Annotated in this window: 11 protein-coding genes and 3 pseudogenes; 2 read left to right on the forward strand and 12 right to left on the reverse strand. The window is 55.6% G+C overall.

Annotation, left to right across the window (positions count from 1 at the left end; all coding sequences use genetic code 11):
- Nucleotides 1–94, forward strand: a pseudogene (locus NDI54_RS21250) (IS5/IS1182 family transposase); the annotation flags it as partial.
- A gap of 23 nt (nt 95–117) precedes the next feature.
- Nucleotides 118–1,929: pseudogene (locus tag NDI54_RS21255) on the forward strand (archaea-specific SMC-related protein); the annotation flags it as partial.
- 202 nt (nt 1,930–2,131) lie between these two features.
- Here NDI54_RS21255 and NDI54_RS21260 read toward each other — a convergent pair.
- The 12 genes and pseudogenes from NDI54_RS21260 to NDI54_RS21315 form a co-directional block, all read right to left on the reverse strand.
- The gene (locus tag NDI54_RS21260; RefSeq protein WP_310898310.1) at nt 2,132–3,076 is read right to left on the reverse strand and encodes a DMT family transporter; all 945 of its coding nucleotides are present in this window, start codon (nt 3,074–3,076) and stop codon (nt 2,132–2,134) included.
- Between the two features lie 109 nt (nt 3,077–3,185).
- Nucleotides 3,186–3,923: a helix-turn-helix domain-containing protein gene (locus tag NDI54_RS21265; protein ID WP_406600219.1), complete on the reverse strand. Its 738-nt coding sequence runs from the start codon at nt 3,921–3,923 to the stop codon at nt 3,186–3,188.
- A 1,066-nt stretch (nt 3,924–4,989) separates the two neighbouring features.
- On the reverse strand, nt 4,990–5,889 hold the full coding sequence (locus NDI54_RS21270; protein ID WP_310898312.1) for a transcription initiation factor IIB: 900 nt from the start codon (nt 5,887–5,889) through the stop codon (nt 4,990–4,992).
- Between the two features lie 57 nt (nt 5,890–5,946).
- Entirely contained in the window at nt 5,947–6,633 is a 687-nt protein-coding gene (locus tag NDI54_RS21275) for a hypothetical protein (RefSeq protein WP_310898313.1), read from the reverse strand.
- Nucleotides 6,634–6,803: 170 nt separating this feature from the next.
- Complete coding sequence (locus tag NDI54_RS21280) at nt 6,804–7,100, reverse strand: hypothetical protein (protein WP_310898314.1); 297 nt, start codon at nt 7,098–7,100, stop codon at nt 6,804–6,806.
- A gap of 29 nt (nt 7,101–7,129) precedes the next feature.
- Nucleotides 7,130–7,345, reverse strand: a complete 216-nt coding sequence (locus tag NDI54_RS21285; protein ID WP_310898315.1) for a hypothetical protein — start codon at nt 7,343–7,345, stop codon at nt 7,130–7,132.
- Nucleotides 7,338–7,541, reverse strand: a complete 204-nt coding sequence (locus NDI54_RS21290; protein WP_310898316.1) for a hypothetical protein — start codon at nt 7,539–7,541, stop codon at nt 7,338–7,340. Before NDI54_RS21290 ends, NDI54_RS21285 begins: the two co-directional genes overlap by 8 nt.
- 55 nt (nt 7,542–7,596) lie before the next feature.
- A complete protein-coding gene (locus NDI54_RS21295; protein ID WP_310898317.1) occupies nt 7,597–7,827 on the reverse strand; it encodes a hypothetical protein in 231 nt (76 codons plus the stop codon).
- 187 nt (nt 7,828–8,014) lie between these two features.
- On the reverse strand, nt 8,015–8,329 hold the full coding sequence (locus NDI54_RS21300) for a hypothetical protein (protein ID WP_310898318.1): 315 nt from the start codon (nt 8,327–8,329) through the stop codon (nt 8,015–8,017).
- A complete protein-coding gene (locus tag NDI54_RS21305) occupies nt 8,326–8,616 on the reverse strand; it encodes a hypothetical protein (protein WP_310898319.1) in 291 nt (96 codons plus the stop codon). Before NDI54_RS21305 ends, NDI54_RS21300 begins: the two co-directional genes overlap by 4 nt.
- A 340-nt stretch (nt 8,617–8,956) precedes the next feature.
- A complete protein-coding gene (locus tag NDI54_RS21310; RefSeq protein WP_310898320.1) occupies nt 8,957–9,745 on the reverse strand; it encodes an alpha/beta fold hydrolase in 789 nt (262 codons plus the stop codon).
- Nucleotides 9,746–9,800: 55 nt separating this feature from the next.
- Nucleotides 9,801–9,892: pseudogene (locus tag NDI54_RS21315) on the reverse strand (IS5/IS1182 family transposase); the annotation flags it as partial.

The following is a 9,892-nucleotide window of genomic DNA, read 5'->3' on the forward strand; positions in this document are numbered from 1 at the left end:
CGACGCCGTGCGTGCGCGAAGTTGGTACGGTGAATTTCGTGAACTTGTCCTGATGTGTGCAGTTCACAACATCAAGCAATCTCTGAAACAGTGAAATCAAGCTACGTCTGGCGATTCACCACGGCCCTCCAATCGATTATAGCTGCTATGGGAAGCAATCAGGCGACACTCAAAGGTGACGCCGAGGAAGGATATGTTAAACTCACCTTCAACGGCGACACCTACGAACGGACGCTCACCCGTGCAGGTAATTCGGTCACTGTTGATGGCGACGGCTACATCGACGATCCCGAAGTCGCGGAACTCTTCGCGTTCCTCCTCGAAACCAACGAAGCGCGACGGTCTGTCGCTCGTGGTGACGACCTTCGTGAGATTATCATGCGTCCTGTCGATGTCGGTGATATTAAAAATCGAATCCGCGAATTAGAAGAGAGAAAGGACGAGACAAATGATAAACTAACCACTATCGAGGATAGAAAAACAGATATCCCCGAACTTGAACAACAACGAACACAGATACAGGAGCAGATAAAGGATAAAAAGGATGAACTTGAGACGAAAGAAAATGAAATTGAGGAAAGTAATCGTGATATCGAGACAGGTCGGCAGGAACAGGAAGAGTTAGAATCAAAGCTCGACGAACTCCGCGCAACACACTCAGAACTTGAATCGACTCGCCGCCAGATCGAGAACCAAACCCAGAGTATCACGTCACTCAAACAGGAGCGTAGTGATCTCGAAGCTGATCTTGCGGACCTGCCTGAGACGCCGATGGGAGATCACCAACATCTCGAAACCGAAATCGAAACCCTCCGAGAAACACGCCAAACGCTGAACTCCCAGATTTCGGACCTCCAGAGCCTCATCCAGTACAACGAAGAACGACTGGCAGAAGAGGACTACGAGGTACTCGATACTCTCGATGTAGCCGACCAGTCTGAGTCCAGCGGTTCGCCAACCGACGAACTGCTTGCTGACGGTGACGATGACATCACCTGTTGGACGTGTGGCTCAATGGTCGAACGCGACCAGATTGAGGACACTGTTGAACGTCTCCGAGAACGCCGGCAGGACTTGATGCAGGAACTTAACGAGGTCAAATCTGAACTTGAGGATCTGAAAGCTAGCCAGCGCGAGGCTAAACAACAACAGAACCGGCGTGAGGAAATCGAGCGCAACCTTGCAGACATCGAAACTGAACTGGAGAGCCGTGAAGACCAACTTGAAGCGCTCAAATCCGAACGTGAGGCACTCACCGAGAACGTCGAATCACTCGAAGCCGAGGTCGACGATCTTGAATCCGAGGACTTCGACGAGGTGCTCTCGCTTCACAAAGAAGCCAACCAACTGGAGTTTGAAATCGACAGTCTCGAATCAGATCTCGAAGAGATCGAGGAAATGCTGGACCGTGCCGAAGACCTCCGAGAAGAACGCGAGGAGTTGGCTGACCAGTTGGCCGATGAACGGACAAAGATCGACCAGATCGAAGCCGAAGCGGTCGAGGAGTTCAACGAGCACATGGAGGCGATGCTGGGAATTCTGGACTACAAAAACCTCGACCGGATCTGGATCGAGCGTGTCGAACAGACAGTACGTGAAGGGCGACGAAAAGTCGAGAAGACAGCGTTTGACCTCCATATCGTTAGGACGACCGAAAATGGAGCCGCCTACGAAGATACGATTGAACATCTGAGTGAGAGTGAACGTGAGGTCACGGGACTGATCTTTGCACTGGCAGGTTATCTCGTCCACGATCTTCACGAGACAGTGCCATTCATGCTGGTGGATTCGCTGGAAGCGATCGATTCAGACCGAATCGCTCAGCTCGTCGACTACTTTGAAGACTACGCTGAGTATCTCGTGGTCGCCTTGCTCCCTGAAGACGCACAGGCGCTCGACAATGACGTTACTCGGGTGACTGCAATCTAACGTCAGCTCAATCCCTCCTTTAGGTAAACGAGAGGGTTATTTGTCTATCTGTGGCCACGGCAACTCGATCACCTCGTCCAGAATATCAGCTGGGATAGCAGGTCCATCACCCTCAATGCAAAACCCACCATCAATCCGGCCTATTTCGACGGTTACAGATGCTTTACCGTATCCCATTACCTTGGTAGGATATGACCATTCTTCACTTTGTTTCGATTCCGTGCCGCCGTCTCTGATACTCGTTGTATATCTTCTCCCATTTGAGAAGCATGAACCCGAGAATGACGAGTGAAAAGCCGAAGAAGGTACTTGCAGTTACCGGCTCGGTAAACAGAAGCCAGCTGAACACCGTTCCGAACATCGCGGTTGCGTACGTGACAAGGTTGAGTTCGACGGATCCGAGCCGCGGGAGAAGATAGAAGTACAGCAGATAGCCGGTTGCACTCACGAACACGCCGAGATAGGCGAGTCCGAGAAGCCCTTCGACGGACCACCGAACGAGTCTCACCGATTCGCTCGGGCTGGCAAGGCTGGCAAGGTGCGTAAATACGGCCCCGACGACCATCGCCCACGCGGTTCGCGAGGGAAACGGCATCTCGGGGTCCGCTCGCTGCGTGAGAACGCCACCGAGCGCAAACGACGCGGCTCCGAGCACCAGCACCACTTGCCCGACGGTGTTGCCCGAAAGTAGATTTGCAGGGTCAGGACGAGTGATCACGGCCAGTCCGAGGAATCCGAACCCGACGCCGACCAGTTCAGTCAGCCCAAAGCTCTCCTCCGGGAGGAACACCTTCGCGAATCCGATAGTCAGTATCGGAATGAGTCCAGTGAGGACGGCGGCGATTGCGCTCGGAACGGTCTGTTGACCGATGTTTTGGAGGATACTGTAGCCAGCCAGCGTCAGGAGACCACCTGAAAGCACTGCAGCCCAGTCGCGAGTGCTGCGTGGCCGCCAATAGTCTTGTGTTCGCCCCACGTACAGAACCAGGACAAGTGCGCCGACATCCAGACGAAGCGCAGCGTACAGAATCGGTGGAAACGACTCCAGACCGACGGTTACCGCCGGATACGTCCCGCCCCACACCGCCGCCAGAAGCACGAACAAACCGGCGGTACGATACCGGGGTGCGAGTATCGTCCCCGTCATCTCAAGTCACTGAAGACGCTTCGACACTGTGTGCGGTCGATTGATCCAGCCACACTATCCATTACGTAGAGAGAGCGCTTCCAGTACGGTGAACGGGCAGGTTAGTATCCTAACCGTCGATCCCATCGTCGGGGTCGTCTACTGGCTTGTTGAGGCTATCGAGTGCGGTGACCGCCGCTCCGAGCAGCTTGCGTTCCGCTCGGCGGAGCGTCTTCGAAACGGCGACATCTGAGATCCCGCACCGGTCGCCAAGCGACGCAAGGGTTTCGTCCCGCGGCGTCTCGTAATACCCATGTGCGACCGCCGTTTGAAGGACCTGCACTTCGGTCTCTGTGAGCTGTGCGCACCCGTCAAGTAGCGCAGTCGCCTCATCGAAGTTTTGGAAGACGTTGGGGCCCCTGCGGTCGTTGAGGGCCGTGTGTTCGACTATCGTGAACTCGTGACGGCGATCAAGTTGATTGAGTGCGGTGTCGATGGCATCGTGGTCTGTGAATCCGAGATGCCAGCGCTCTCTGCCATCGATATCAGTGAAGGGACCGATCACCGCTCCTCCGTTTTCCAGGACAGTCTCGATTGCGACCGTTTCATCCAACAACACGCGAGCGGTCGCCCGCGAGCCGCGTTTTCGTTTCAACTCGAAGTACGCTACCGCGTCAGCGTCCCTAAGTGCCCGAATACCACCCTCTAGCTGTGCTCGGTCGTCGGAGGCGGCCTCAATCCAGAGGTCACATTGGCCCGTTTCCGGCGAGACATTCCAATATGGCGTGGTCAAGGCCACATCGTGTCTCGCAGTTACCCGTCCCAGCGGGCATCCCTCGAGCCAGGTGTCGAGCATTACGCGATGCACAGCGGAGAATGTGGATGTGCGTACATTAAGATATGTACATTGTCGTAGGTGAGAGCCGAACACTCGTTGGGCTCAGACAAGCTACAAATCGACAGCTGACGAGACGGCCTCTCCCGTTGACGACGAGTGTGTCCATATTCCTCAATCGTCCCCAGAACAGAAGTCTACGAAACCGATCAGCTGTTTCAGTGAGCATGGTGACTGCCTAGCGAGACGGTCGAATTGGTGGATCAACCCGACGATTAGGCTAAGTTGTCAGGGGGTGATGCCCCGGACATGGTGCTCGTACTCTCTGCAGAGGAGATCGATCGAAATCTCGACTATCTTGTCCTTGTCGCTACTTGGTGGACTGGCGAGCCCCTCGCTATCAGCCTGCATGATTGCTCATCGCGTGGCCCTCCTGATAGAAGCATGCCTGCCGGAGTAAAGGTGAAAGTGCCGGACAATGCCTGCACCGAATGGGGGTGGGGATGGGGGTGGGTACACAGATACCGAAAGTGGATTCAGGGTGGTGTCTGTGATTGGATCCATCTCTTCTCCCTTCACGAGTAGAGAACCTAGATTCATAACAACCGTTACGGATCGTATAGACCCTCAACTGAGCGACAGTAGTAGTCCTGAGTGGAGTCCTGAACAGCGTCAGTTTCATCGGAGCGCTTCGCAACGACGCTGGCGAACTCTTTCGGAGGCTTCCAGTTGCCCTCTGTCTCCCGTGCTTCCCACTCTTGGACGAGGGCGTGCTCACCGTCAGCAGTGACATATAGAGTACGAATCCCCGGCTGCTCGCTGAGTGGCCCTTCAAGCAATGTGCCAGTTCGGGTATCAACTACCCATTCAAGCAGGAGACCAGCCCGCCACTGAATGGCATACAGTTTGACCTCACCGTTGTCGGGAGATTCTATACGACCGTTGTCAGCCCACGATTGGGGCAGCGATTGATTCTTGGTTTTGTCTGTCCAACGCCACTTTCGCTCTTTCGATCCATGCTTTCCACGTCGGTAGCCACTGCTCATTGTTGGATTTCTCTCAGCTACCCGAGAAGCACAAAACAGCCCGTCGCGAGAGGTCACTCAGCCATGTGCTTCTCGATGTGCTGGAACCACAGACGGATCGTCTTTGTATGCAAATCCACCGTCTCACTTATTGTCGCTTGTGTGAGTCGGGTATCTGACTCCCGGCCAGCAAGGTAAAGAGCACCGGCTGCGATACCGTCTGGTCGTCCGTTGATCTCGGCGGACTCGGTTTCCTGTTCTGCCAGTTCGAGTGCCCGCTGACGAATGTCCGGAGCAATGTCGAAGGGGAGGTCTGAACAAATCCTCGCCCCCCACTCCACCGGGAGCGGAACTGGGATCGGAAGTTCGAGTTCCACCAAGAACGTCCGGTAGCAGTTCCAGATATGTGAGTCTGAACACCGTGCAACCGTAGCCACCGTATCCATCCTCACCAGGCCATTGCATCGGCAGGCAGCGTAGACAGCGGCCGCTGCACCGCCCTCAATCGAGCGCCCGACCAGCAGGGCCTCGTTCTGAGCCTCTCGAAAGAGCGTGGATGCCTGCTCTTTCACCGACCGGGTCTCAGACAACGCACTCGTAATGCGTCGGATTTCGCCGAGTCCATGGGCAAGATTCCGGTCGCGCTTGCTATCGAACTTCGTCCGACCGTGAAGCCACCGCTGGCGAGCAAGCCGTCGGCGCCGTCTCGGAGAGATGTCTACACTATCGACGCTTCCGATGTTCGTCGACAGTCCCCGGTCGTGGCGAGTGGCTGTCCGGGGCGCTCCCGTCCGCTGCTGTTCCTCCTTGTCATACGTCCGCCACTCTGGCTTGCGGTCGATCTGGTCTTGGTCGGTCACCAGGCCACAGTCCTCGCAGTGCGTCTCTCGGCCACTACTGTCGAGCGTGCCGCCACACTCGGGACAGCCCGGCGTAGCTGCAGACAACGCTGTCTGGACAGTTTGTGAAGACATATTTCGAGACATCCTCTCACCTGACCAGAGGGTCAGAAAACACACTGCGGCCCCCGGTTAGGCGTCTGGCAGTTTCCCATCCGGTCGGGGGACTCGCTGAGCTTCGATCTCGATCTCGACCCGGCGACGGTGTTTGCATCGCTCGGCCTCATCGGGACAACTGCACGTCTCTTCGAGCACGTCGACCTCGTACCGGCTATCTGACGCCGAATGGACCTCGTAGCGACCGGGCTTTGCGAGAAAGGAAACGTCAATATCTTCCTGCTTCGCTCGTTTCGTGCGTGGTTCGTCCTCAGAAGAGACAGCCAAGGGGTCCTCTTTGGGGTCCGTGACGCCGCCGTCATCGAACCGGACCTGCATGACTCCGCCGTCAGCGACCGCTTTCCGTGGTTCGCCGTCGACGTGTAGTCCAAACTGGTCATCGAGAGCGTCGTCGTCAACCCACTGCGGGATGGGCCGCTCGCCGGTCGCGAAGGCGACTCGCTTCTGGTGCTTGCACTCCTCGCCGGGGTTGAACTGCTTCCACTTACACTCACAACTCCCTGTTCGAGTGTCGACAAGATACTCTGAGCCAGACCCGGAGTTGACTAGGAAGAGGCCATCGGCGTTTCGTGCCCGACCAATCGAGTCTAACACGGTCATCACTTCGGTCAGCGCCCGAACGGTCCGGTTGTTCGGGCCAGCCTCCTCTATTTCACTCTCGTCGATGCTGCTGGCGTCGCTACGGGATTCTGTGGTAGCCATGAATGACAGGCGGAACGCCCTCTGTGGGACGCCCCTCATCCCGCTGGGGCGCAGAAAATTCGGCGATTAGAGCTTGTGAAGGCGCAACTCTATTTTCGGACAGGAGTGGTCAGTACAGATGATTGAGTCACCGATTTACGGCTTTTCGACAGACTTTGTTCCACGCCTCATCAAACCGTTTCCCCTTTCGTACAACGTCTTTGTCCTTGCTCCACGTGACTATCTTTTTTTTTCTGCAATTCTTGAAGTGATTGATGGCTCATACGCAGGCGTAGCCGCGCAACTTCTTCATTAGCAGACGGTGGTTCAGATTCAAAAAGTTTGAACTGTACCATAGTTATTGAAAAGGGGGCAATCGTCTTCAGATGCCTGTTTTTGATTTTGAGTAATGCAGTTACATATTGGTCCTCCGCAGACCTTTTGTTCAATCTGCACACGTACTGAGCAGACGCTGCTGCCAGTATCATGGTTAAAGAAACTCCCTTTTCGCTGCCTGTCAGAGTTCGGATGCCTGTATCTGCTCGTGGGCGTCGAGATTGAGTACTGGGATGACGCCCTCGATCTCCTCTTTGCCGTACTCCTCACGAATCAGGTCATGGATATCGTTCGCGAGAGCAACGGCCTCGTCTTGCTTGTTGGAACTCGCCTCGTTCTCAGGAAAGTCTGCTGGCCCGACACCCTCCACGACGATGAACAGCTGGTCGTCACTCATTTTCGACCTCCTCAACGAGCAGCGTCGTTTCGGGCAGGTCGTCGCGAGAGGTCGACAGGAACTCGGACGTCTCCAACGTCTCCGCAATCAGCTTGACTAGTTCCTCAGAGGCATCGTCAAAATGAACGATAGCGTCAGGGTCGGGGTAGTTGTCGTACTGCTGTACAGCCGTCTCTTCTGTCTTGTTCTCGGTCATATCGGTAGGCAGAGCGCCTTCAATGGGACGCCCCTCACTTGTTGGGGCACAGAAATTACGCGTCGGCTCGCTCCTCGGTACCTGATTCATCGCGACGGATCTCGCGTGCCCGCTCTCGAAGGCGACACTGGATCGGCGTCCGGTTTTCATGCTGATTCTCGTAGGCGAGATACTGCTGGATTGTCTCGATTGAGTGCATACAGTTGATGCCGGCGACGATTGGCTGGAGATGGTCGGCGTCCAACAACCGCTCTGGAGGGAGTTCATCAAGAATTGGGTCGCTCATCTATCCCCCTCCGGTAAGTCATTGAGTGTCGTCCTGCACCTGTACCGACAGCCCAGGTTGTTAACCAGAAGCGTCTTGTCGACAACTTCCCAGAACCCGACTTTGTGGGGTTCAATCGACCACCAGAACCGGGCGCGTGCGGACGCAACTCGCTGGCGTTCTTCACATTGCCAACTCACGCGCTCGATCATCGCCATGTCGAGGCTCCCTCCGGTCGATCTGCCATGTACGAGGTGGCGAGATCCAGACCAGCATCGAGTGAGCCTCGCGTCCCGACCAGTTTGGTCGCCCGTTCGAGCGTCCAGCCGTCGTCGCCACCTTTGAGCAGGACTGTTGCTCCGTTGTCGGGGATGTGCCACCCGATCGTATCGTTGCCAACGGCGAGAAATTCCCACTCACCGACGGCAGCCTCCTGTGCCGCGCTTTGCTTGTCAATCAGCGCATCTGAGCGTGGGCCACCAGCGCTGAAATCACCCAATGTGGCCGTCCCTGCTGCGTTCATGCAGCGACATCCAGCCGGTCCCAACCGGCGAGTTCGGCTTCGATGGCGCTGATGATGCTCATGATCTGTTGCTCTAGCGTGACTGCCTGCTCACCGTCGACGTCCAAGAGCGAGCGAAGTTCGAGTACATCCGGCAAGGCAATGCTGTCTGAGCGCCGGGCCACCGCACGGAGGACAACTGCTTGAACATCGGCACTGTCGGGCTGTCCTCGAACAGTCGTCGCGATAGACTCGACGAACCTCGGGATGGTTGGCTGAGACAGGTCTTCCGAACGACGGCAGGACATGTTTCGAGACATCCTCTCACCCGCCAGAGGAACACAAAATTGGGGCTCGCTACCGCTGTGAATGGAGTTTTGTGCTTACTGCGTTGGCTGAACTACCTGCTCAATAAGACTGCGAACTGATCAATGAAGAAACCACCAGATAAGAATGGTATCTGTACTGGTATGCAAGATGCAGGGCGCGTATGTCGCACTGTCGAGTTGGCGAGTTCGAATCAAATCAGTCGCTCACTACAGAAAGCAAATAATCTCTGTTCTCTGAACGCTGTCTCTCCGAAGACCAATGTTATCAAAGAGACGCACAACAAATCTTCAATACGGTTCTGTGTTCGTAGAAAACGGCCTATGTCCGTGATTTGATGAGAGAAGCGAGTTTCTCCGGGGCTGTTTCCGTGGCGACGTGCCCTACATTCTCCATTTCGATGAGGTGGCTCCTATCGAGATGATCGTCCAAAGCAGTGACACCGGCACGAAGATGATCCGGACTCTGCTCACCAGTCAGGAGTACTACTGGAATATCTATGCCTGGCACATCGGATATGTCAAACGCTTCGACCTCGTAGTTCTCCCGGATCACGGTCTCAGTGAGGTGGAGATTTGCCTCTTCGGGCCACCAGGGCAACTGGGAAACATCAGAAACTGATCCATTCTCCTCAATGAACAGTCGCATTGCGGCCTGTCGCTGACCGGCTTCAAGACGAGCTTCCATTCGAGCAGCTAAATCGTCATCGCTGTGTTCGTCCACCAATACGGGTGGTTCATACAGTACGAGACGGTCGATGGCGATCTCGGGTGCGGCTGTGAGAGCAACGAGTCCACCGAACGAGTGTCCAAATACAACTGGAGTTTCACCGACAGCGTCAACAAGCGCTCGGAGGTCCGCTGCTTCGCGGGCAAGGCTATAATCATCACCGTCACTGCTGTCACCTCGTCCTCTCCGATCCGGGACGTACAAGCTGAATTCGTTGACAAGATACGGCCTGAGAGTGTCCCACGCCCGTCGGGTCCCGGATCCGCCGTGGAGGAGAATCAACGGCTGGCCGTTCCCTTCACTCTCGTATGCTATGCTCGTTCCATCAGACGATTGGACAGTGTGAACTGCTGGATTGGAAGGCTGTGATTCAGGGGGCATCGCTTTTCAAGATACCTAAATTCGGCTCTGTAGTTTCGATACACTGCGCTGGATTTCACGGATATCGGACGCTCCGACGAAGGTTGTAGACGGTGGCTTTGAGGATGATTTCACGGAATTCGAGCCACCAGCTTCGCGCACGCACGG

Origin of the sequence: Haloarcula terrestris, from assembly GCF_031624315.1 — an archaeon.
Lineage (GTDB): Archaea > Halobacteriota > Halobacteria > Halobacteriales > Haloarculaceae > Haloarcula > Haloarcula terrestris.